The organism is Methanosarcina sp. 1.H.A.2.2 (genome assembly GCF_000979975.1).
In the GTDB taxonomy this organism is placed as follows: domain Archaea; phylum Halobacteriota; class Methanosarcinia; order Methanosarcinales; family Methanosarcinaceae; genus Methanosarcina.
Map to the genome: position 1 here is coordinate 31,569 of NZ_JJQL01000037.1, position 23,951 is coordinate 55,519.

Below are 23,951 nucleotides of genomic sequence, written 5' to 3' on the forward strand. Positions count from 1 at the left end.
TCACAGTGTGCTATGAATAAAAAACCAAAAAATTCATTGATATTATTGGTTTTTAATTCTTGAACAGATAAGCTCAAATTTGCCTGAATATAGCAAAATCCAGAAAGGCAGTTCACAAAATAGGTGAGCCTGTGAGATCTTTTACAGATGAAGAAAGAGAGATCATAAAACGAAAAATAATTGACCGAGGGAAGGACTGTTTTGCCAGATACGGGATTAGGAAAACAGGCATTGAGGACCTTACCGAGGGTTTGGGAATTGCAAAGAGTTCTTTTTATTCATTTTTTAACAGCAAAGAAGATCTCTTTCTGCAGATATTTAAGGAAGAGCAGGAAGCTTTAAAGGATAGCATACTTGAAAATTCCTTCCTGAAGTATAGGACGGAACCCGATAAAGCTATCAGGGCTTATCTCAGGCATGTGTTGCAGATAGTAGATAACCACCCGATCTGGAGAAAAATTTTCATTGAAAACGAGCACCTTGAACTGACAATTTCCCGGTTCTCCGAGGAAGAAATACAAAATATTCGTAGAGATAACGTGGCAATAATTCTGCCTTTTTTTGAAGAGTGGGCGAAGAATGGGCTTCTTATCGATAAACCTGCCAGAATTCTTGCAGAAACTACTCAAGCGGTCCTTTTCCTTATACACTTCAAAAAAGAAATTATAGATGATGATTTCTCAGAAATTATGGACATCTTAATTGACCTGCTGGCAAACAACATTGTAAAAAAAGGAGATCGAGCTCCAGGCAGGAGTTTGAGGGAATAAAAGCCTCCGGTTAGAATATAAATAAATAAATAAATAAATAAATAAGTAAGTAAATAAAACTCTTCGTGCAAGGTCAAAAATAAAAATTATGGAGATAACTATAAATAATTTTATACTAAAGCGATCGCATCAAATGGTGCTTTCTGAACATAGTTTACATACTAAAAAGTGTGCAATGGGCAACATAATAAAAAAAACATAAAAAAGTAACTGAAAGAGAAGTATATTACTGAGCACGTCGGCACGGTAGCCAATAACTTTAAAGTAGATAAATACAATAATGTGGAAACTGATTCAAAAAATAAATTATATTTAAAGGATAAACCTGAATTCGAAAATTACCTTTCTCAAAAAGAAACTCAAGTAATAAAGAATAGACATTAAGAGCCGAAAAAAGATTAATTAACAGAATATAATTTTCGGAAGCATTGTAATCAAAAAAGAGATATTCAGGAATTCAGGAATTATATTAAAGTCATTAGTTTAAATGATGTAGAATTATATTGGCGAGCCTTTCTATTCACGCCATATATTTGCAAGAGACGACATCTGCTGGTTAAATATCATGATTTACCTTTAAAAGTTACAGGTGAGCTGGTGAGCATCAACATAAACAGATATAAATGTGGATACTGTGGGGCCTGTGTGGGAGTTTGCCCTAAGGGAGCACTCGAACTTGTAGAAACCTGGATTGAAGTAGATGAAAATATCTGTATCGTATGCGGGATATGTGATCGTATCTGTCCTGTGGGAGCAATCGAGGTAAAGAAATGAAGGCCACATATGATGTTCTGGTAATCGGAGCCGGTCCTGCAGGTTCCATTGCTGCAAAAACAGCAGCTGAAAAAGGGCTTGATGTACTGTTAATTGAAAAACGCCAGGAAATAGGTGATCCTGTACGCTGTGCCGAGGGTGTGAACAAAGAGTATCTTAAAAAACATGTGAAGATCGACAAGCGGTGGATCTGCGCTGACCTTAAAGGCTCCTGTATTCACTCCCCTGACGGTACCAGGATAGAGATGGCTGAGGAAATCTCCGGAGGAGAAGTCGGCTACGTACTTGAGAGAAAGGTCTTTGACCGCGCCCTTGCGGACCTGGCTGCAAAAGCCGGGGCTGAAGTCAGGGTAAAGACAAGAGCTACAGGGCTTATCATTGAAAACGACTTCGTAAAAGGAGCCAGACTCATGCATCTCGGGAAAGAGTATGAGGTGCGTGCCAAAATAGTAATAGGAGCTGACGGAGTCGAATCGAAGGTAGGCAGGTGGGCAGGGATTGACACAGCCCTGAAACCTGTAGATATTGAGACCTGTGCCCAGTACCTGATAGCAGGTGCAGACATAGACCAGGAATACTGCGAATTTTATGTAGGAAACGACATTGCACCCGGCGGCTATGTCTGGATCTTCCCTAAAGGGGAAGGCAAAGCCAACGTGGGAGTCGGACTTCTCGGGAGCAAGACAGGAAAATTCAAGCCCAGACCTGTCGATTACCTCAATAATTTTGTGGAGAAAAAGTTCCCCAATGCCAGTATCGTAGAAATGGTCTTCGGAGGAGTCCCGGTATCCGGCAGCATCGAGAAGACTTCAACTAACGGGTTGATGCTTATAGGAGACGCCGCACGCCAGTCAGACCCGATCACAGGTGGAGGGATCCTCAACGCCATGGACGCAGGTAAGATGGCTGGAGAAGCTGCTTACACAGCCATATCCGCAGGAGATGTCTCACTGGGAAAGCTTGAAGAGGTCTATGAGAAAAGGTGGAGAGCCACGATAGGGCACGATATCGATATGAGCCTTATCGTAAAGAACTGCTTTATCAACCTTAACGACGAGGACCTTGACTCTCTTGCCCATTCGTTAAAAGACGTAAAATTCGAGAGAATGAGCCTCCTTGACCTGCTACAGGCTCTCTTCAAAGCCAATAAAAAACTGCTCTGGGACCTTCGCGTGCTTTTCAAGGATGCAGCAAAAGAAGTGATAAAGAATAAAAATAATGCCTGAAAATCAGGCATTTTTTATTCTGCATTTTTTATTCTATTTTAGACTTTTTTCAGTGGATTTTTTCTACAAACATCGTTTTTTTAAAACTTTGCTTTTTCTAGGTTTATTAGATTTTTTTAAAAATTACTTGTTCCAGAACTCCGGCGTAAAGAGCACGATTACGGTGTATACTTCAAGCCTTCCAATCCACATGTTTGCTATCAGGATTAATTTCCCGAGAGGGGGGATCGGGTCAAAAGTGCCCATCGGTCCTACCACATTCAGGCCCGGACCGATGTTCCCGAGAGTGGCTATGGAAGCAGTAACTGAAGTTATGATATCCATACCCAGGACCGAGAGGATAAGGGCACTTGAGATAAAAATCAGGAGATAGATCACTACAAAGGAGAAAATAGAGTTTATAACCTCATCTGGTACGTTTTTATTGTTGAATTTTAAACTTCTTATGGCTCTCGGATGAAGGGACTTGAAAAGTTCCACTCTCCCGTGCCTGAGGAGCATGAGGATACGCACAACCTTTATGCCACCGCCTGTAGAGCCAGCACAACCGCCAATGAACATAACAAGGAGAAGAACCATCTTTCCCGATTCGGACCAGAGGTTAAAGTCCGTTGTGGCAAACCCGGTAGTTGTCATGATGGAAACTACCTGAAAGATCGAAAGCCTGAAAGAATCAAAAAGACCTGTACCAAGGTCGCGATAGAGAAGAAGAGTCAAAAGCCCGGTTGCTGCAAGGGTGAGGGCTGTATAGAAGCGGAATTCATCGTCTTTAAGAAGGAAGTCCTTGTCAACATAAATTGCCCTGTAATGAAGAGCAAAGTTTGCACCTGCGACGAACATGAAGAAAGTTATTATGAATTCGACCAGAGGGCTTCCAAAAGCTTCAACGCTCATCCCATAAGGCGAGAAACCTCCGCAAGCCATTGTGGTAAACGTATGAGTAACTGCATCGTATAGTGAAAGACCTGCAAGCAGGAGAGCAACAACCTGCACGAATGAAATTACAAAGTAGACCATCCACAGGATCTTTGCAGTTTCCCTTATTCTTGGTTTTAGCTTATCTTCCGTTGGACCTGGGGCTTCAGCCCGGAAAAGCTGGCGACCGGCAACTCCGAGTTTTGGCAGGATAGCAATGAAGAGCACAATAATGCCCATACCGCCCAGCCACTGCATCATACACCGCCAGAAGAGAATGCCTTTAGGATGGCTTTCTATATCGGTAAGGATTGTCGAACCTGTGGTGGTAAAGGCCGACATGGATTCAAAAAGGGAATTGAGGGGAGAAATTCCGTCCAGCATGAAAGGAATTGCCCCGAAAACCGCAGCAGCAAGCCAGCCCAGAGCAACAATTGCAAAGCCTTCTTTGCGCATCCAGTCTTCATCGGTTTTGTAGGAAAGCAGGATTAAGCCGGTAAGGACGGTTATCACTATAGAAACAAGAAAAGGCGTCAGGCTTTCCCCGTAATAGTATGCTACTCCGAGAGGAACAACCATTAGCATCCCGAGAAGCCGGAGTAAACCGCCAAGCACATAAAAAACAATCTTAATATTCATGCATATCCTCTGTTTTTGCAGCTTATGACTCTTTTAATGTATTCATATTTATTGAACGAAGCGTAAAAACCCCAGGTTTAGCCTGTGGAATATAAGCAATAACTTCTACAATACTCGTTTCGTTATCTTTTTACTTGATATACATCGAAACCAATATAATACTAAGTACTGGTTACGAGAACCGGGTAGCCAATGCAATATCTGTTCACCTTCAGGCTCACCAGGTCATGGGAAATACACCATTTCTAGCTTGAAACTATATAAAGCCGAAACAAGCGACGGAGCAGGACATAGTAGGGCAGGAACTGCCCGAATTGACGCCTTTGGAGACTTCGGAAGGTAGTCTATGAATTAGGAAACCCGTTAAATCTTTAGATTTAGCGGGAAGTTCACTGCTTACGAGAAAGAAGGGAGAAAACTCCTATGCTTTAGCCAGGAGTAGTTCACCGAAACAACTTCTCAACATGCGGGACAGCGGAAGAAAGAGCAAAAACGATGACTCTATCCCCTTCCCGGATGATAAACTCCCCTTTGGGGATAACGACATCATCATTGTGGACCACCATGGTGATGATTGCACCTTTTGGAAACTTGACCTTGTTGAGCGGTTTTCCGACGATTTTTGACTGCCCTGATGCCGTATATTCGATAATTTCGGCTTTTTCTCCCTCAAGAGTTGCAAGAGCTTCTATGCCTTTTCCCATAGTAAGTTTGAGGACTTCGTTTACGGTTGCTGCTCTTGGGCTTACTGCAATGTCGATTCCCACCATCTCGAAAAGAGGCACATAGTCCGAGCGGTCAGCTCTTGCAATCACTTTTTTGGCGCCCATTTGCTTTGCAAGAAGGGCACATAGAAGGTTCTTTTCGTCGCTGTCCGTAACTGCAACAACAACATCCATGTCCTCGATACTTTCTTCCCTGAGAAGGCTGACATCAGTGCCGTCCCCATTGAGTATAAGAGCATTTTCCAGCACCTCGGCCACTTCTATGCAGCGGCTTTTCCGGTACTCAATAACCTTGAGATCCGCGTTTTCATCCTTATCGATAATCTTGGCAAGGTAGAAACCCACAATTCCGCAGCCAATAAGGAGAATTCTGTTTCTGTGGGGCACTTCGTTCCCGAAAACGCTCTCAAGATCTTCCATGGCTCTGGGCTTGCCAATGATCACCATGTGATCGTTTTTTTTGATAATATCGTCCCCACGAGGGATGATTATTTCGTTTTCCCGGAAAATCGCACTGACAATGCAGCAGTCTTCAAGCTTGAGGTCCTGCATATGCTTTCCTACATACCTGTTGTCAGGACGGATGGCAAATTCCATCATCTGAACTTTGCCTCCGGCAAACATTTCCGCATCTATTGCAGAAGGGTTTGAAAGCACCTCGGCAACCTCTGAGGCGAGCGCGAGTTCAGGACAGATCATAACGTCCACGCCCACCTGAGCTCTGGAAGTAACAGGTACATCTATGTAGTCAGGGTTGCTAACCCTGGCAATAGTCTTTGTTTCTCTCCAGCCTGCATGGGATTTAAGGATCAGCTTTGCGGTCATACAGGCGACGATATTAACTTCATCGACCCCGGTAACAGCAACGAGAATATCCGCATCAGGAAGAATACTTGCAAGAACATCGGCATTTGCGCCGTTCCCTTCCACGACCTGAACATCCAGCTCATCCGCCCGTCTCAGGGCGTCCTCATCGTTCTCGATAACAACCACATCGTGTGTGAGGGAAAGAAACTTTGCGATATGATATCCAACTTCACCTGCGCCGATTACCACTGCTTTCATAAGATTCCCTCGAAGAAAAGACTGTTTGCAAATAGATTATCCTGCTTGCTTAAGTAGTCTTTGGAAAAAAGAAAACGTAAATGGGCGGATTTCTAAGAAATAGTTAGTATAATGAACGTCCTCCCCCTAACCCCCTCGCCTGAAGGCTCAAAGATTTGAGGAAGGGGACTTCCCGCTTTCGAGTAAAAACTTATGATACGTGGGAAAAAACAGAAGCCAGAACAAATTTAGAGGCAACTGTTTTTGAGCCTGTGAAAACCTCCAGCTCAGGAGTGCCAGAAATCACTTGTAAAGAGTACCAGTACGGTGTATAATTCAAGCCTGCCAACCCACATATTGCTTATAAGGATAATTTACCCAGCGGGATAAGCGATTCATAGTTTCCCATTGGGCCAAAAAGATTAAAGCCCGGGCCTATGTTTCCGAGGGTCGTGATCGAAGCCGTAACAGAGCTGATTAGCTCGACTCCGAGCAGGGTCAGAAGCATTGAGCTGAAGACAAAGACGGATCTGTAGATTATTCATGGAAAAACCCCGATCTCGTAAAACTTACCGGAATATTTTTTCTACTTCAGAAACCGCAGAAGCCATAGAGAAAATAACTACACGGTCTCCGTTGTTGATAACGAAATCCCCTCTTGGAATGATGGTCTCTTTTCCACGTACTACCATGTTGATAAGGGCTCCTTTAGGGAACTTTACTTTGCTTAAAGGCTTGCCGACAATCCTGCACTTCTCAGAAGCCGTATATTCTATGATTTCGGCTTTTTCGCCTTCGATAGTCGTGAGCGTCTGTATGCCTTTGCCCATGGTAAGTTTGAGGACCTCATTTACGGTTGCTTCCCTGGGACTTACGGCCATGTCTATGCCGACCATTTCAAAAAGAGGCAGGTAGTCCGAGCGGTCAGCCCTTGCAATTACCTTCTTTGCCCCGAGCTGCTTTGCAAGCAGGGCACAGAGAAGGTTCTTTTCGTCACTATCCGTAACTGCAACAACAACATCCATATCCTCAATATTCTCTTCCCTGAGAAGGCTGACGTCAGTCCCGTCTCCGTTGAGCACAAGGGCGTTTTCAAGCATCTCAGCTACTTCTATGCAGCGGCTCTTCCTGTGCTCAATAATCCTCAGGTCAATGTTTTCTTCTTTGTCGATAAGTTTTGCCAGATAGATGCCTACAATTCCACAGCCAATAAGAAGAATTCGGGTTCTGTGAGGCACCTGGCTCCCGAAAACATTTTCAAGGTCATCCATGGCTTCTGGCTTGCCCACAACTACCATGTGGTCGTTTGCCTTGATTAAATCGTCTCCATGAGGAATTATTATTTCACTATCCCGGAAAACCGCACTGACGATGCAGCAGTCAGCAAGCTGAAGGTCCTGCATATGCTTTCCCACAAGTCTGCTTTCCGGATTTATTGCAAACTCAGTCATCTTTACTTTTCCCTCGGCAAACATTTCCGCATCTATGGCAGAGGGGCTTGAGAGCACATCAGCAATTTCCGATGCAAGCGAAAGTTCAGGACAGATCATAAGGTCAACGCCAACCTGAGACCTTGACGTAACTGGTGAATCTATGTAATCAGGATTGCTAACCCTCGCTATGGTTTTAGTATACTTCCAGCCGGGTTTACTCTTTGTAATCAGCTTGGCAGTCATACAGGCAACGATGTTGACCTCATCAACGCCTGTAACGGCCACGAGAAGGTCAGCATTCTGCAGGACTTTTGAAAGAATATCAGCGTTTGCGCCGTTCCCTTCAATTACGAGCACGTCAAGTTCATCTACTCTTCTTGACGCGTCCTCATCTTTCTCTATAATTACCACATCATTTTTAGGAGAGAGGGCTTTTGCAATATGATAGCCTACTTCCCCTGCACCAATAATTACAGCCTTCATAGAACACCTTCAAAAAAAACTGTTTTTAATGAATCTACCACTGCAGAAATGATTGAACCAGAAACAATGAGCATAGGGCGGATAAAAATAAAAGTAATTAAGGCGAAAGTAGTCAAAGTAAAAATAACCGAAGTGAAGGTAGTCAAAGTAAAAATAACCGAAGTGAAGGTAGTCAAAGTAAAAGTGATCAAAGCTAAAATAATCATAAAAAAGATACCAGGCATAATGTTGAAGTGTAAAATACTGCCCGATACATTATCAGTTGTAGTAAAATTAATCAGCGTGTTTACCATCTCTGGAAATTAAAAGTTTTGCAAACCAGAATTTCTCAAACCAATTCTTTTGCGAATTAAATATGATTCCTAGCCATAGAATTAAACGGGTATATATAAATGTTTTCAAGCTCCCGATATAGAAAAGAATCTAAACAAAAACGAATTATATAGAGAGAATTATTGATCGAAACAGAAAGTTAAAAGAAAAAGAAAAAGAGAAAATTAAAAAAATACCTGAAAAGAATTGAAAATTGAGCCAGAAGCTTTATTCTCAACCCTCTAAAGCATCTTTTACCTTTTCAAAAAGCCCCTTACTCTTTTTGGACTTCTCGCCTTTTTGCTTCTCAGCTTTACTCTTTTCCTCTCCTTCAGGCTTCTTTCCATTGCTCAGGTATTCGAACTGGCGGAGAAGCTCCTTTTGTTCCTGAGTAAGTTTTGTGGGAGTCTTGATTATTACTCTTACGAGCTGATCTCCTTTACCGTGCCCTTGCAGGTGCTGTATGCCCTTGTCCTTGAGCCTGAAGACTGAATGGGTCTGAGTCCCGGCCGGGATGTTCATTTTGACATTACCGTAGAGGGTATCAACCATAACGTCCGCTCCGAGTGCAGCCTGGGTGAATGGTATTGACAGTTCGGAGATTACATCGTAATCGACCCGCTTGAAATACCTGTGTTCCATCACATGGAGGATAATATAAAGGTCTCCGGAAGACGCTCCTGGTTCTCCTGCATCCCCTTCTCCGCTGAGCCTGAGGGTCATGCCTGAGTCTGCTCCTGCAGGTACGTTAACTGTTATTGTTCTCCGGCTCCGGACTCTGCCTGCACCGCTGCAGACGGAACATGGCGACTCAATCATCTGGCCTCTGCCGTGACAGGTACCGCAGGTGGTGGTGCTCACGAACTGCATTCCTAAAGTTGAACGGGTAGTACGGACCTGCCCTGTACCGCCGCAGGTAGGGCAGCGCTTTGGGCTTGTGCCCTCTTTTGCACCTGTTCCTGAGCAGGCAGAACACCTTTCTGTCCTTGGAATATCAATGTCTTTACGGACTCCAAAAGCAGCTTCCTCGAAGGTTATATAGAGGTCGTACTGGAGGTCTGAACCTCTCCTCGGCCCCATAGGACCCCCTCTTCTACCGCCTCCGAAAAACATTTCAAAAATGTCTCCGAACCCGCTGAAATCCGCGCCCCGGAAAATGTCCTCTGCACTATATTGGCCATCAATTCCGGCATGCCCAAAGCGGTCATACTGAGCCCGTTTTTCAGTGTCTGAAAGAATGGCGTAAGCCTCGGATATTTCCTTGAATTTTTCCTCAGCCCCTGCTTCTTTGTTCCTGTCAGGATGGTATTGCAGTGCAAGCTTTCGATACGTCTTCTTTATATCTTCGACTGGGGCGTCTTTAGATACTCCGAGAATTTCATAATAATCACGTGTTGTAGCCATCAGGATTCCCTGTTGTTTTAAAAAAGGATAAAAGTCCGGAACCTGCAGGCAGGTTTCCGGTCATGCCTGCGAATAATCAGGCGCTTTTTGTTAGTGTTAATTCTTCTTTAATTACTTACGCTTTTCGTCGTCAACTACCTCATAGTCGGCATCAACGACTGTCTCGTCAGGACCCCTTGCGTCCGTGCTTCCTGTTTCGCCTGCAGCCTGCTGGGCCTCCTGAGCTTTCTGATACATGGCTGTCGAAATCGGATATACGGCTTCCTGAAGAGCCTCTGTCTTTGCCTTGATATCTTCAATATCCGTGCCTTCAAGGGATTTTTTCAGGTCTTCGATTGCAGCATTGACCTTTGACTTCTGGTCTTCGGTAGCTGCATCTCCGGCTTCCTTGATAGTCTTTTCTGCGGCATTGATAAAGGCTTCGGCATCATTTCTTGTCTCGACTTCTTCCTTGCGCTTCTTGTCCTCTTCGGCATGCAGTTCCGCATCCTTGACCATGCGCTCGATTTCGTCATCAGAAAGTCCGCCGGGTTTCTTGATGGAAATAGACTGTTCCTTGCCTGTGCCCAGGTCCTTTGCACTCACGTGCAGAATCCCGTTTGCATCAATGTCAAAGGTAACCTCAATCTGAGGAATGCCTCTCGGAGCCGGAGGTATGCCGTCAAGGGTGAACCTTCCAAGGGTCTTGTTTTCGGAAGCTATCCCGCGCTCTCCCTGCAGGACATGGATCTCGACTGAGGGCTGGTTGTTAGCAGCAGTTGAGAAGATCTGGCTCTTTTTCGTAGGAATGGTGGTGTTCCTCTGGATGAGAGGGGTTGCAATGCCTCCAAGGGTCTCGATACCCAGTGTAAGGGGATTAACATCGAGCAGAAGGACATCTTTGACCTCTCCGCCCAGGACTCCTGCCTGAATGGCTGCACCGATTGCAACTGCCTCATCAGGGTTGATGTTCTTGTAGGGTTTCTTGCCTGTGAAATTTTCCACAAGTTCAACCACTGCAGGCATCCTTGTTGCGCCTCCGACAAGGATCACTTTTTCAAGGTCATTTGGTGTAAGCTTTGCATCGCTGAGTGCGCGGCGCATGGATACAAGAGTCTTTTCCAGGAGGTCTTCAGTCATCTTCTGGAACTGGGCTCTGGTCAGGTCAATATCCATGTGCTTTGGTTCCCCATCAGAACCGACTGTCAGGAAGGGAAGGTTGACGTTGGTGCTGGCAACTCCGGAAAGCTCTATCTTGGCTTTTTCAGCAGCATCTTTCAAGCGCTGGAGGACAGCCCTGTCTTTGGAGAGGTCAATTCCTTCTGTTTTCTTAAATTCGGCGAGCAGGTAATCGATGATGCGCTGGTCGAAGTCGTCGCCTCCAAGGTGAGTATCTCCGCTTGTGGACTTTACTTCAAAGATTCCGCCTCCGAGTTCCAGAATGGATACATCAAAGGTTCCGCCTCCAAGGTCGTAGACAAGGATTTTGTGGTCCAGATCCCCCTTGTCAAGCCCGTAAGCAAGGGCTGCAGCTGTCGGCTCGTTGATAATCCTGAGGACTTCAAGCCCTGCAACTGAGCCTGCATCTTTTGTAGCCTGCCTCTGTGAATCGTTGAAATAAGCGGGAACTGTGATTACAGCCTGCTGTATTGACTCTCCAAGATAAGCCTCTGCATCGGATTTGAGCTTCTGGAGGATCATTGCAGAAATTTCCTGCGGGGCGTATGCCTTCCCATTAAGTGTGACTTTGTAGCTGGCTTCCCCCATGTGCCTTTTAATGGAATAAACAGTGTTCTCAGGGTTTGAAATAGCCTGCCGCTTTGCGACCTGACCCACAAGTTTTTCCCCTTTCTTAGAGAATCCGACGATTGAAGGAGTTGTTCTGTTGCCTTCGGCATTCGGGATCACAACAGCTTCTCCGCCTTCCATCACTGCCATACATGAGTTAGTAGTACCAAGGTCAATACCCAGTATTTTTGCCATGTTATATCCTCATAGTAAATTATCAATTAATTATTTATTATCAATTAAATTCTTTAGTTAGGTTACCTGGTTAAGCGGTTTGTTAGATTAGTCAGTTAAATTCCTGGTAAAGTTACTCGGAAAAAATACTTAACAAACTTACTTGATCTGATCAATAGGTTCTGTAATTTAGTTAAATTATTTAGTCAAAGAGGTCAGTCAAGTTACTTTTCAGTTAAGCTACTTAGTTAAGTTATTTAATAAAGTTGTTCTATTACTAACAGGATTAATTCAGTCTTTAGTTCTCTGTCTCTTCAGGGCTTTTGGCCACTGAAACCATGGCGGGTCGGACAATCTTTTCTTTCAGTGCATATCCCTGTTTGTAAACGTCAACTATAGTATTATCCGGAACTTCGGAGGTTTCTATGTGCTGGACAGCCTCATGCTTGTGAGGGTCAAACTCGCCTGCCTTTTCGCATATTATTTTCTCAAGCCCGTATTTTTCCAGGATAGAGAAAAACTGCTTTGAAAGCTGCTCGATTCCACTTACAATCGAGCCCATATCTTCTGCAGTCCGTGCAGATTTCAGGGCACGTTCGAAGTTATCGGTCACTTCGACAAAGTCCAGAAGCACCTGCTCAAGCACAGCTGTTCGGTTTTCTTCCATCTGACGAACGGTTCGTTTTCTGAAGTTATCAAAATCAGCTGCAAGCCGGAAAAGCTGATCCTTGAGAAGTTCGTTTTCCTCTTTACAGACCGCTTCAGGACTCTTTTCAGTTCCGGAACTTACAGGTTCATTTTCAGAACTTACTGTTGTTTCATCGGCTTTTTTAGCCGAAGATCCAGAGTTCCGAGCTCCGGAATTTCCAGCCTGTTTCTGGTTATCTTCATTAGAGTGCATATTTTCCTTTTTACTGGACTTCTTCATTTATCGATACCCCTAAAATTATTGCAACTGTTACACTCGTCTTGATCTGTGATTGTTTGTAATTCTATAAATACTTTTTGGAGTCTCAGGGGGCAGATCTCCCTGAGAAAGCAAAAAAAAGAAAAATCAGTAAAAGTGATTCTGAAGTTTATAAGATAGTGCTTTGAGCATTATGACGCCTGCAATCATGCAAGCCGCGACTGCCGAAATTACCTGTTCCCATCCAAGAACGGAAATTCCTCCTCCTAACGCAAACTGCACGCCTCCTACAAGGGAGACAAACACGAATGAAAGCCCAAAACCTGCAAGCGCTCCACCTATAAGGGAACTCAGAGTGTCCAGGCCCTGTCTCTCATAGAAAACCATTCCCCCTATAAACACCACGGCAAAGATCATGAGTACAAATGCAGACGGCAGGGGACTTGATTTAGTAGAAAATATATCAAATAGCCCGAGCCCCATGTCAACCAGGAATATGCCCATGAGAACCGCAATAGAGAGGGTTTTGACAAAAGGATTTTCAAACAAAGACTGAGAATTTGGGTTTCTGCTGTTGATTTTACCAGCCACCATCAAGTATTACAATGTTTATCATAATGTTTACCTTTTAAGCTATAAACTATATAAATTATATAAATCTTTACTTACGTAATCGGCTTAATTTCCTCTGCTCCACTTTATCATTCAGATTCCCTTATTAATTTATTTGCCTAACTTTAGATCGCCCGTTCCCGTGTTTATCAGTGTTTTCCATAGTTATAGAGTTAGGTAAATGTAAACATTCACACTGGGCCTGTTTCCGAAAATAGAATTTTGTTTTGTTTGACTTCCGTTTAGTTCTGCTGCTTTTATTTGTTTGTTTCTTGTTGGTTTCTTGCTGACTCCCCCGGTCTTTTTTACTTATTGCTTTTTTCTCTCCTTTTTTGTGGAAAAGGCAGCTTGAAGGTGAGAGTGACCGAAGCGGTGTGAGATAAGAAGTGACTTTTTTCAGGGTATATTTCCTTCCGTGCAGGACAAAAAGTAATATAAAATGACCGGGTGTTTCTTCTCCGATGAAAATCCTGGTTGCAGAATTCGCTGTCGGCACGGATATCGATAAGTCCCTGATTCCGGAAGGGGCAGCTATGCTAAAAACACTTGCCGAAAGTTTTGTTCGTGTGGGGCATGAGGTGTACTACCCATCTGCAGGTACAGAAATAGGTACAGGTACATCATTGAAATCCACGGCTGAAAGCTTCAGGCAGGTAGTTGAAAGGGAGGCAAAGAAGTGTGATGCCGGACTGCTTATTGCTCCTGACGGAATGCTTCCAGAACTGAACAGGATCCTTGAAGAAAACACCGTAAACCTGGGGTGCTCGCCGGAATCGGCAGCCTGCTGTGCAGATAAAGTCCTGTGCACAAAAGCCCTGAAAAAAGCCGGAATTTATGCTCCCGGGATTGCGGAAAAAGCTGAAAAGGGCAAAAAGTATGTCATAAAACCAAGATTCGGATGCGGGGCAGAGGCAACAGATCTTGTTACGGAATTCGAAAAGACAGAAGAATTCATTGCAAGTGAATATATTGAAGGAAAACATTTGAGCGTAAGCCTTATTGCAGGAAAAAAGCCGCTGCCACTTACGGTAAACCGCCAGTTCATCGAGTTTGAAGAGAAAAAGGACAGGGAAGGAAAAAATCCCGAGAAAAATAGAGTTTCGGGCATAAAATACAACGGCAGCCTGACTCCTTATAAGACTTCCAGAAAAGATGAACTCTATGAAACTGCAATCTCGACAGTAAAATGTCTGGATTGTTTTGGGTATATGGGTGTGGATATCGTACTTTCGGATCGTCCTTATGTCGTGGATGTAAATCCAAGGCCTACAGCCTCATTATTCGGGATTAGCAGAGTCATGAGGGAGGAGATAGGCGAACTTCTTCTTAAGAATAGATTCGGAGAACTCCCTGATTCAGTGCAAATCGAAGGGGAATATCACTTTTCAAAAGATATGCTTGGCGAGCTTTTCGGAAGGAATTGAAAATAAAGAAAATATGAATAATTACATACCTGGAAAAACACGGAAAGGAATCAAAATGCATTCAAAAATTATAGGGCTTGACATTGGAGGAGCGAACACAAAGCTTGCTTCCTCGGACGGAACTCTTGTGGAACTTCACTACCTGCCTCTCTGGAAAAATACCAGGCTTCCGGAAGTCTTAAAAGAGATTGCGCAAAGGCTAAGGCCTGAAAGAGTTGCTGTTGTGATGACAGGAGAGCTCGCGGACTGTTTTGAAGACAAAGAGCAGGGCATCCGCTTCATAAAAGAAACAGTTGATTCGGCTTTCGGCTCCGAAAGGGTCTCGTATATAAACAGCCAGGGAAGGTTCCAGAATGAAGCTGAGAACTTGAGGGAGCTTGCTGCCGCGAACTGGGCAGCCTCAGCCAGGCTGATAGGGAAAGAAGTAGGAGACTGCATTTTTGTTGATGTTGGCAGTACCACAAGCGATATTATTCCGATCATATCAGGGGAACACAGGGCAGGGCTTACAGACTTTGAACGCCTGCTCAGGAGCGAACTTGTATACGCAGGTACCCTCCGAACAAACCTCGCCGCACTTCTTGAAAAGGTAAAGCTTGAGAAAGGCATGTGCAGGACGTCCTCGGAACTCTTTGCAACGACAGCAGATGCTTATCTCATACTCGGGAAGATCGATGAAGATGCGTACACATGTGAGACTGCCGACGGGGCAGGCAGGAGCAAAACAGATGCCATGCGCAGAATTGCAAGGCTGGTCTGTGCAGACCTTTCAGAGGTAGGGGAGAGGGAAATATACGAGATCGCAGAGCAGGTAAAAGAAAAACAGATCTCTGCCCTGGCTGAAGCGATCTTCGAAGTTGCGGAAAGAAATGGACTGAAGACCATTGCATCAGCGGGCCTGGGGGAATTTATGATAAAGGAAGCTGCTGAAAGGCTTGGATTTGAATGCGTTTCTGTTTCCGGGCGATGGGGAGAAGAGATCTCCAAGGTTTTTCCGGCATATGCGGCCGCCCGCTTACTGGATACCGAAAAACCCGGGAACTAAAACTCCAAAAAATCTCTATCCATAAAGAAATTAACAGCAACTGAAAGCTATAAATGGAGAAAAACCTTAACGAGTTAACTACCCGCTAAATCTAAAGATTTAACGGATTTCCTGCTATAAGGTTTTATGAAAGCTATGAGGATAGTTATCAAAGTAGGAGGAAGCCTGATCAGCGAAGCTCCGGAACTTATTGACAGGCTCGTAAAAGAATTTGGCTCCGGACATTCGGGGGCTGCTACTGATGAGCAGGTTTCCGATAAAAGTATTTTTTCCCTCCTTATCGTACCCGGAGGAGGGGTATTTGCAGATGCCGTAAGGAGAGCTGAAGGGAGGTTTGGACTTGGAGACGACGCAGCTCACTGGATGGCTGTGCTTGGTATGGAGCAGTACGCCTGCTACCTTCAGGACAAAAGCGGTGCAGTGGGTACGGATTCAATAACAGAACTCCCTGCCGGCGTTTCGATTCTTTTTCCCTACAGGCTGCTGAAGGCAGAAGACCCTCTGCCCCACTCCTGGAGCGTAACTTCGGACACAATCGCTGCCTGGGTTGCGAAGCAGACAGGAGCCCTGTTCATTAAGGCTACGGATGTTGACGGGATTTTCAGGGAAGGAAAACTGGTCAGGGAAATTTTCACCTCCGACTTTTCAGAAAACTTTGAAAGTTGTATCGACCCTTTCCTGCCCGGATTCCTTCAGAAAAACAGGATGGGGTGCAGAATTATAAACGGTAAATTTCCGGAAAGGGTAATTCAGGCAGTGTACGGGAAGCCTGTGCCCTGTACGGCGGTAAAGGGGAATATTTAAATTGTATATCGTATATGACTAGGGAGAGAAGCAAGCCGTGTCCAAAAAGCATCATTACATTCAGTTCATCAGACTTGTTGATGTTAATACAGGTGCCGATAAAAGCAGGATACTGAAGCTTTAGGAAAGTGCCTGATTCACCGGTTAATTTATTGTAGTTCACATAAGGAATAAGGAATAATTAAGGAGAAGAAAAATGTCGTCACAGAAAATTGAATACTGTACCTCATGCGGAATCCGTCTTGTGGAAAAAGGCTATGTGAAGTTTCCCTGCCCCCAGTGCGGAGCAGAGATCGGAAGATGTACAAGCTGCAGGCAGCAGGGTAACGTATATACCTGTCCTAAATGTGGATTCAAAGCTCCGTGATTTTGGGCAGAGTGCCAAAAGAACCAGAAGCGCATTGTAAAAGCAGCTTGAAATTGGTCAATAGAATCATCTGAATAAAATTACAAGAGGGATTGAAATGGGCGAAGTTGCAGCAAAAATGAAAATCATGCCAGAAAGCATTGACACCGACCTTGTAGAGCTGAAAGAGAAGCTCAAAACCGCAATTCCGGCAGGAGCCGATCTTCACGGGGACATAGCTGAAGAGCCAATAGCCTTTGGATTAAAGGCCCTGATTCTTACGCTGATCGTTAACGACGAAGAAGGCGGAACCGAAGCCGTAGAAGAAGCCTTTGTAAAAGTTTCTGGTGTCGAGAACGTCCAGATTCTGGAACTCTACCGTATCTGAGAAGGAAAAAAGAACCGGACACCTGTGTTCGGAAAATCTTTTTTCACTATTCTCTTTTTCGTAAAAGGGCTCGTAGATCAGGGGTAGATCGTTACGTTCGCAACGTAAAGGCCGCGGGTTCAAATCCCGCCGAGTCCACTAAGAAAGTAAATCGATAGAAAAAACCTGTAAGTAACTTAGCAGAAAAAACTTAAGGATGAACAGGGCAGAATTACTCTACCTCAAAAATAGCCTTTTTCAAGTATATTCGTCCCTCCTTCTACTTTTTCTTCGTTTTCTACAAACTACTAGGCAAGTTAGCGGTGGCTTCCCGTGACCTGTATATTAAAAAGAGGTTTCCGAGGTAAGAGAAGTATTTTTCATCCCATGTTGGGTATTTCTTCATAGTAGTAGAGCTCCCTTAATAGCAGCTGTTTACGTGTTGTTTTTTATCTGGCTGGCAGGCAGGCTGCAGCCATGTGCGGTGATTACTTATATTGTCTTCAGCAGGCAGAATCTCAGACTATTTGATACTGGCTGTTGAGCTCAAATAGATAAAAATGATAATTAAATGACCAGAATACATTATTAATTTTTTTAATAAATCGCTTAAATAGTTATTAGATACTAAAGAAAAGTTGACCCTTCAAGATACCGAAAATGGTAGAGATTCAGCATCATACAGTATAAAAAATGCAAAGAATTAAATACAAATAACTCTTTTTAAATATTCGTTGGGTAATCCCACGCTAGAATAACCCCCTCCGTTGGCCAGGGAAAATTGAAGCTCCCCTGGCCGACTATAAAATAAAAGATTAATTTTAAAAGGAGACGTTTTCAGTTAAACGCCTCTATTTATATGGTATTTTACGCCTCTATTTCTCTTCATCCTATTTTCTGTGCTTTTGCTTTCTTGATGCTCATCCTCCGGCAGAAGAAGTAACATACGGAAAATTAATTATTCTCAGAAAAGCTCATTGACGTTTTTTCCGGAAAAACGATATCTGAAGAACATCCGGTTTAATAATATCCGGATCTAAACTTTACAAAATCCGGGGACACATCATATACTTTTTAAATAATGGATACCTAACAGACCAGCGTATATATTTTTACAATAAAACCCCGATACGTCGGATTGAAGGGTTCAAATAGCGGAAAAATGGGAAGATCTGCAAAAGGCTATTTTTAACCCTGTTTTTAAGCGAAAATATGATTCTCGCTCTGAGATCTAAGAGACTAAGGCAAAAAGTGAAAAATGGGGGACTGGAAGTTATTAAAAGTAACAGCTTTCCCGAGAAAAAAGAAGAGGCTGGGGAATTAGAACCTGAAAACTCAATAGAGCTGCACGAAAAAATAATAGAGCACTTTCCTTCGGAGAACCCTAACCCTGTCCTCAGGATAAAAAAGAATGGAAAGGTTCTTTATGCCAATAGAGCAGCCTGCATTCTTCTTGAGCACTGGGGTATAAAAAAAGGAGAAGAGCTTCCTCAATCACTGAGGCACGGTATAAGAAGGATTCTTTCACAGAAAAAGCCTGAGAACCTTGAAATCAATATAGAGAATGCTACGTATGCTCTAAAGCTTTATCCTCATTCGGAAGATGGGTACACAGACATCTATGGGTTTGACATAAGTTACAGGGTACGGGCTGAAGAGAAAATCAGATCCCAGCATGAGAGACTGGAAAAACTTGTTGAGCTAAGGACCCTTGAGTATATAGAAGCAAACGAAAAACTTGCACAGGAAGTAACCGAGAGAAAGAAGATTGAAAAAACCCTTCGGAACAATCTCCAGTTTCTTGAGACACTTCTTGACAGCATTCCAAGCCCTGTATTCCAGAGGGATCTGAATGAGAATTATGTAAACTGTAACGAGAGTTTAGCCAGGCAAATCATGGGGCTTCCAAAGGAGATGGTCATAGGGGGATCATTCTCTGAGTTTCAGAAGAGAGTTCCAAAAGAGCTGGCTGAGATCTATTACAAAAATGACAGGGAACTTCTGGATAATGGGGGAAGCCATTACTACGAGACCAGGGTTATCTGCGCTGACGGTGTGAGCAGAGACTTCCTGTTCCATAAAGCTACTTACGAGGACAGTTCCGGAGAGATTGCCGGAATCGTGGGCGTAATGCTGGATATTACCCCGCGCAAAGAAGCTGAAAAATTTTTAAGGAAAAGTGAGGAGAGATACAGGATTGCTGCTGAGCAGACAGGGCAGCTAGTTTATGATTATGAGGTGGAATCAAAACAAATTGACTGGGCGGGAGCAATCCCACAACTTACAGGCTACAGCCCTGAAGAGTTCAGGCAAGTAGACCTGGAAAGCTGGATAGAACACGTCCATCCGGAAGACCGACAAAAGGCATGGGAAATACATGAAAAGTGTATGAAAAACGGGGGGAAATACCTTGGAGAATACAGGTTCAGAAGGAAAGACGGAAGCTACTTCCATGCAGAAGACAGCGGCGTGTACCTTCAGGAAGACCTTTCCCAGGTTTACCGGATTGTCGGAGTGATAAAAGATATTACAGAAAGAAAACTTGCCCGGGAAATCCTTGAAAGAAGCGAGGAAAGGTTCCGCATAACAGCCGAACAGACAGGGCAACTCGTTTATGATTATAATGTAAAATACGATCACAGTTCCTGGGCAGGAGCAATTGAAGAACTTACAGGATATAGCTTTGAAGAGTTTCAGGGCTTCACTCCCGAAGTATGGGCTCAGCACGTCCATCCTGAAGACCGCGAAAAAGCGGTAAAAGCCCACGAAGAGTGCATAAAAAATGGGGGAAAATACTCTGAAGAGTACAGGTTCAGAAGAAAAGATGGAAGCTACATCTGCATTGAAGACAGCGGCGTTTACCTGAAAGCCGATAACTTAGGTATATGCAGGGTTCTCGGGGTAATAAAAGATATCACTGATAGAAAACTTGCCCATGAGGAACTGGCAAAAAGCGAGAGCCGCTACCGTTTGATTGCAGAAAAAACTAAAATGCTTTTATATTACGATAATTACACGGACGGCAAAATTGACTGGGCGGGGGCAATTCCTCAGATCACAGGGTATAGTTATGAGGAGTTCCAGAAAGTTGGGGTTAATGAGTGGATGAACCTTATTCACCCGGAAGATTTCCAGAGAATAAGGTCTGCCCACGAACATTGCCTGCAGCATGAGGGGGATTTCCATCAGAACTACAGGCTCAGGAGAAAGGATGGGAGTTACCTCTATGTAGAGGATGAGGGAGTTTACCTGAAAGATGAAAGAGGCTGTGTGTATATGGCAGCCGGAGTGATAAAAGACGTCACAGAAAAGAGATCTGCCCAGGAAAAACTCCTGGAAAGTGAAGAAAGGTTCAGAATAGCTGCCGAACAGACCGGGCAGATAGTGTTTGAACATGACCACGAGGAGAAAATTATCAAGTGGGCAGGAGCTATCCTGGATGTCACGGGATATACGGTAGAAGAATTTAACAAATTTGACAATGTTTCGTGGGCAAACCATATTCATCCTGAAGATAGGGAAAAAACACTTGGTGAACTCAGGACATTTCAAGAAAAAGAAAATAAGTTCCGTATTGAGTACAGGTTCAGGAAGAAGGATGGGAGCTACATCCATGTGGAAGACAGCGGAGTCTATCTGAGAGATGAAAATGGGAGCATTCGAAAAGCTTTCGGTGTAATGAAAGATATAACAGGTATTAAACTGGCTTCAGAAAAACTGAAAGAAAGCGAAGCGCGCTACAGGTCCTTCATGAAAAACTTCAGAGGAATTGCTTTCCAGATGGGACTTGACTTCACCCCGATTCTCGTAGACGGCAATATAGAAGAAACTACAGGATACAGAAGAGGGGACTTCATCTTTGGAAAAGCTGACTGGTACCGGATTGTTCATCCCGAAGACAGAGAAAAGCTTTTTGAGAATAGGGAGAGATTGGTAAACGACCCCTTACTCCTTATAGAGCACGAGTATCGGATAAAGCACAGGGATGGAAAGCTAAGGTGGATCCGTGAGATTATCCAGAATGTTTCCGATCCCACGGGCAAAAAGAGAATTCTACAGGGTACAGCCTATGATATTAGCAAACAAAAAGAAGCTGAAGAATCTCTTGCAAAAATGGAAGAAATCCGTAAAAAGGAAATACATCACAGGATAAAGAACAACCTGCAGGTAATCTCAAGCCTCCTTGAACTTCAGGCAGAGAAGTTTAACGATATAGAAGTTCTCGAAGCTTTCCGTGAGAGTCAGAACCGGGTTGCTACAATGGCAATAATTCATGAGGAACTGTACAGGTCAAAAAATAACGAGAGCCTGGATTTTTCAGCTTATCTTCAGAAACTGACAGCGGACCTGTTCCACTCATACACAGTCAGAAAAGGGGATGTCAATATGCATCTCGATATAGAAGAGACTTTCCTGGGAATGGATACTGCAATTCCTCTCGGGATAATTATAAATGAGCTTGTATCCAATTCTCTGAAACACGCTTTTCCATCAGGCAGGAAAGGTGAAGTTTGCATCAAACTCTGCAGAACAGAAGAAAATAGTGAGAATAAAAGTATAAGTAAGATCATTAATAATATTGATGATAAGAGTTCAGTTGATAAAAATATCCAGTACACACTGGTAGTTTCGGACAATGGGTTGGGTTTTCCGGAAAATATTGATTTCAGGAACACGAGCTCTCTGGGTCTCCAACTGGTAAATATACTTGTCGAGCAACTGGAGGGCACGATTGAACTTGAAATATGTTCGGGGACTAAGTTCAAAATCTGGTTTAAGGAGACCTGCCAGTCATCTGAAAAAGTATCCAGTATCAAAGGGGAGATACAATGAAAAAGGCAAAAATTCTGGTTGTTGAAGACCAGAACATCGTCGCTCTAAACATCAGAAATAAACTCAAAAATCTGGGTTATACGGTACCCGGTACTGCATCCACAGGAGAGGAAGCAATAAGAAAAGCAGAGCTGACGAGTGCGGATCTTGTTTTGATGGATATCATGTTGAAAGGAGACATGGATGGAATTGAAGCTGCCCGTGAAATAAAAACCCGCCTTAGAATTCCTGTACTATATTTGACAGCTTATACTGACGATGAAACCCTTGAAAGGGCTAAAATGACAGAACCGGCAGGATATATTTCTAAGCCTTTCAAAGAAGAGGACCTGCATAGCAATATTGAGATGGCGCTCCATAAACACAGAGCCGAAAAAAAAGAGATTGAGAGTTCCAGTAATGACGAATAAAACTCTTCAATACACCTTAAATAAAGCCTGTATCCGGTTAAAACGGATACATGGTTCTCAAAAATAGAAGAAATTTTATTAAATGGTATGCTACCGTTCTTAAATGGTATGCTACTGTAATTAAAAGGCATACTACCGTTCTTAAAAGGCATACTACAGTTCTTAAAAGGTATACCACAGTTCTTAAAAGGTATACCACACAGATTTTAGCTGAGTTTTGCTGCTCCAACGCTGCATGGGATGAAAATTTTTCGCGGATATTTGTTCCGGAAATACAGGTCGTATGTATTTAGTAGGCGAGAAAAAGAATAAGCCTTAGATAATTCGCGATGGGGATAAATATCAAACTCGATAAAAACATGGGGTCAACTGGTTAATAAATCAGAATATATCCCGGAAGATGAAAAGATAAAAACGGGGGGAAATAATGTACAAAGCAAAGATTCTGATCGTTGAAGATCAGAATATAGTGGCTCTGAACATTAGAAATAGGTTAAAAAACATGGGGTATACCGTTCCTGTGACTGCTATTTCGGGGGAAGAGGCAATAAGAAAAACAGAGCTTACAAATCCTGATCTTGTTTTGATGGATATTATGTTGAAGGGAGACATGGATGGGATTGAAGCAACCAGGATTATCAAATCACGCTTTTCAATACCTGTTATCTACCTTACAGCCTATACTGACATTAAAACTCTTGAGAGGGCAAAACTAACAGAGCCTTCAGGGTATATTTCAAAACCCTTCAAAGAAGAGGACCTTTTCAGCAATATAGAAATGGCTCTCCATAAACACAGGTCGAGAAGGGTAAATGAAGAAAAGTAAGAGAAGGGTAAATGAAGAAAAGTAAGAGAAGGGTAAATGAAGAAAAATAAGAGAAGGGCAAATGAAGAAAAGTAAGAGAAATCCATTTAACTTTGGGGAAAGATAAAAGGAGGAAGGGGAAGCAGTCCACTTTATATTAAAGAGTAAAAACCTCACTGGCAGACCCTGATAAGTCAGTTGATATATTCAACATAGTCAAAATAATTGAAAATGGTATTTTTCGGTTTTTTGCTTTGTATTGTAGATAAATCCTGCACCTGACCTAAGAAACATTTTCCCTGCTCTGGAAACCGCTTTTCAACCAACCCAATATAATGTACCCCCGCCAGCTTACCTGGAGCAGCCTGCTTAAAAAATTCTAATGGGATTTTCTAGCGTCTGGAGTTCAGGATAGTGACTACGTTAAAAAAGAGCCAGATGCCGCAGAAGATCCAGAATACAGGACCTGCGGTGTTTACAAGAAATTCGCCTGGTCCGGGATTATCAGGGTACATATCGATATACAGTGAACCGGCAGTCATCAACAGGAAACTTGTAATAGTGAATAAAAGTAAAACTGTTCGTATTCGGGAAGTTTTTGGGTCTGAGCGAGAAAAGCCATTCATAGAATAGATTAGCAGGAGTAGAAATAAATAATTTTTTAAATAATTTCATTTTAGAGAAATGCATACATCTGTTGATAAAAAATAGATATGTGTGGTTTGAATAGCA

21 protein-coding genes and 1 tRNA gene are annotated in these 23,951 nt (G+C 43.3%); 13 read left to right on the plus strand and 9 right to left on the minus strand.

Features of this window, described 5'->3' with window-relative positions:
• The first annotated feature begins 131 nt into the window (after positions 1-131).
• The 3 genes from EO93_RS05640 (at position 132) to EO93_RS05650 (ending at position 2,770) form a co-directional block, all read left to right on the plus strand.
• On the plus strand, positions 132-770 hold the full coding sequence (locus EO93_RS05640) for a TetR/AcrR family transcriptional regulator (protein ID WP_048161370.1): 639 nt from the start codon (positions 132-134) through the stop codon (positions 768-770).
• 597 nt (positions 771-1,367) lie between these two features.
• On the plus strand, positions 1,368-1,544 hold the full coding sequence (locus EO93_RS05645) for a 4Fe-4S binding protein (RefSeq protein ID WP_048133040.1): 177 nt from the start codon (positions 1,368-1,370) through the stop codon (positions 1,542-1,544).
• Positions 1,541-2,770 carry a digeranylgeranylglycerophospholipid reductase gene (locus EO93_RS05650; protein WP_048161371.1) on the plus strand — a complete coding sequence of 410 codons (1,230 nt, stop codon included), beginning with the start codon at positions 1,541-1,543 and terminating at the stop codon, positions 2,768-2,770. Before EO93_RS05645 ends, EO93_RS05650 begins: the two co-directional genes overlap by 4 nt.
• Positions 2,771-2,893: 123 nt before the next feature.
• On the opposite strand, the gene EO93_RS05655 is transcribed toward EO93_RS05650, so the two are convergent.
• From EO93_RS05655 to trkA (EO93_RS05665), 4 genes are all read right to left on the minus strand, one after another.
• The gene (locus EO93_RS05655) at positions 2,894-4,324 is read right to left on the minus strand and encodes a TrkH family potassium uptake protein (RefSeq protein ID WP_048133044.1); all 1,431 of its coding nucleotides are present in this window, start codon (positions 4,322-4,324) and stop codon (positions 2,894-2,896) included.
• Positions 4,325-4,767: 443 nt separating this feature from the next.
• Positions 4,768-6,114: a Trk system potassium transporter TrkA gene (trkA, locus tag EO93_RS05660; RefSeq protein WP_048161372.1), complete on the minus strand. Its 1,347-nt coding sequence runs from the start codon at positions 6,112-6,114 to the stop codon at positions 4,768-4,770.
• A 340-nt stretch (positions 6,115-6,454) separates the two neighbouring features.
• Positions 6,455-6,601: a hypothetical protein gene (locus EO93_RS18085; RefSeq protein WP_235284127.1), complete on the minus strand. Its 147-nt coding sequence runs from the start codon at positions 6,599-6,601 to the stop codon at positions 6,455-6,457.
• Positions 6,602-6,662: 61 nt separating this feature from the next.
• A complete protein-coding gene (gene trkA / locus EO93_RS05665) occupies positions 6,663-8,009 on the minus strand; it encodes a Trk system potassium transporter TrkA (protein ID WP_048161373.1) in 1,347 nt (448 codons plus the stop codon).
• A gap of 48 nt (positions 8,010-8,057) precedes the next feature.
• Here trkA (EO93_RS05665) and EO93_RS05670 point away from each other — a divergent pair, with 48 nt between their 5' ends.
• A complete protein-coding gene (locus tag EO93_RS05670; RefSeq protein ID WP_156161242.1) occupies positions 8,058-8,315 on the plus strand; it encodes a hypothetical protein in 258 nt (85 codons plus the stop codon).
• Positions 8,316-8,555: 240 nt separating this feature from the next.
• Here EO93_RS05670 and dnaJ read toward each other — a convergent pair whose 3' ends face one another.
• The 4 genes from dnaJ to EO93_RS05690 form a co-directional block, all read right to left on the minus strand.
• On the minus strand, positions 8,556-9,725 hold the full coding sequence (gene dnaJ, locus EO93_RS05675) for a molecular chaperone DnaJ (RefSeq protein WP_048161375.1): 1,170 nt from the start codon (positions 9,723-9,725) through the stop codon (positions 8,556-8,558).
• 111 nt (positions 9,726-9,836) lie between these two features.
• Entirely contained in the window at positions 9,837-11,687 is a 1,851-nt protein-coding gene (gene dnaK, locus EO93_RS05680; protein WP_048161376.1) for a molecular chaperone DnaK, read from the minus strand.
• 277 nt (positions 11,688-11,964) lie between these two features.
• The gene (gene grpE, locus EO93_RS05685) at positions 11,965-12,594 is read right to left on the minus strand and encodes a nucleotide exchange factor GrpE (RefSeq protein WP_048161377.1); all 630 of its coding nucleotides are present in this window, start codon (positions 12,592-12,594) and stop codon (positions 11,965-11,967) included.
• A 126-nt stretch (positions 12,595-12,720) separates the two neighbouring features.
• Positions 12,721-13,167, minus strand: coding sequence for a hypothetical protein (locus EO93_RS05690; RefSeq protein ID WP_048133062.1), 447 nt, complete (start codon positions 13,165-13,167; stop codon positions 12,721-12,723).
• Positions 13,168-13,646: 479 nt separating this feature from the next.
• Here EO93_RS05690 and EO93_RS05700 point away from each other — a divergent pair, with 479 nt between their 5' ends.
• The 9 genes from EO93_RS05700 (at position 13,647) to EO93_RS05745 (ending at position 23,240) form a co-directional block, all read left to right on the plus strand.
• Positions 13,647-14,609, plus strand: a complete 963-nt coding sequence (locus tag EO93_RS05700) for an ATP-grasp domain-containing protein (RefSeq protein ID WP_048161379.1) — start codon at positions 13,647-13,649, stop codon at positions 14,607-14,609.
• A 55-nt stretch (positions 14,610-14,664) separates the two neighbouring features.
• The gene (locus tag EO93_RS05705) at positions 14,665-15,654 is read left to right on the plus strand and encodes a hydantoinase/oxoprolinase family protein (protein WP_048133090.1); all 990 of its coding nucleotides are present in this window, start codon (positions 14,665-14,667) and stop codon (positions 15,652-15,654) included.
• 126 nt (positions 15,655-15,780) lie between these two features.
• Positions 15,781-16,458 carry an amino acid kinase gene (locus tag EO93_RS05710; protein ID WP_082107573.1) on the plus strand — a complete coding sequence of 226 codons (678 nt, stop codon included), beginning with the start codon at positions 15,781-15,783 and terminating at the stop codon, positions 16,456-16,458.
• Between the two features lie 196 nt (positions 16,459-16,654).
• On the plus strand, positions 16,655-16,825 hold the full coding sequence (locus EO93_RS05715) for a zinc finger domain-containing protein (RefSeq protein ID WP_048133068.1): 171 nt from the start codon (positions 16,655-16,657) through the stop codon (positions 16,823-16,825).
• Between the two features lie 97 nt (positions 16,826-16,922).
• Positions 16,923-17,192: an elongation factor 1-beta gene (locus EO93_RS05720; protein ID WP_048133070.1), complete on the plus strand. Its 270-nt coding sequence runs from the start codon at positions 16,923-16,925 to the stop codon at positions 17,190-17,192.
• 66 nt (positions 17,193-17,258) lie between these two features.
• Positions 17,259-17,330, plus strand: a tRNA-Ala gene (locus tag EO93_RS05725).
• Positions 17,331-18,383: 1,053 nt separating this feature from the next.
• A complete protein-coding gene (locus tag EO93_RS16475; protein WP_052735392.1) occupies positions 18,384-22,004 on the plus strand; it encodes a PAS domain-containing protein in 3,621 nt (1,206 codons plus the stop codon).
• Positions 22,001-22,414 (plus strand): response regulator, encoded by a 414-nt coding sequence (locus tag EO93_RS05740; protein WP_048133072.1) that lies wholly within the window; start codon positions 22,001-22,003, stop codon positions 22,412-22,414. Before EO93_RS16475 ends, EO93_RS05740 begins: the two co-directional genes overlap by 4 nt.
• A gap of 427 nt (positions 22,415-22,841) precedes the next feature.
• A complete protein-coding gene (locus EO93_RS05745) occupies positions 22,842-23,240 on the plus strand; it encodes a response regulator (RefSeq protein ID WP_048161380.1) in 399 nt (132 codons plus the stop codon).
• 371 nt (positions 23,241-23,611) lie between these two features.
• On the opposite strand, the gene EO93_RS17295 is transcribed toward EO93_RS05745, so the two are convergent.
• Positions 23,612-23,761 (minus strand): hypothetical protein, encoded by a 150-nt coding sequence (locus EO93_RS17295; RefSeq protein WP_156161132.1) that lies wholly within the window; start codon positions 23,759-23,761, stop codon positions 23,612-23,614.
• Between the last annotated feature and the right edge of the window lie 190 nt (positions 23,762-23,951).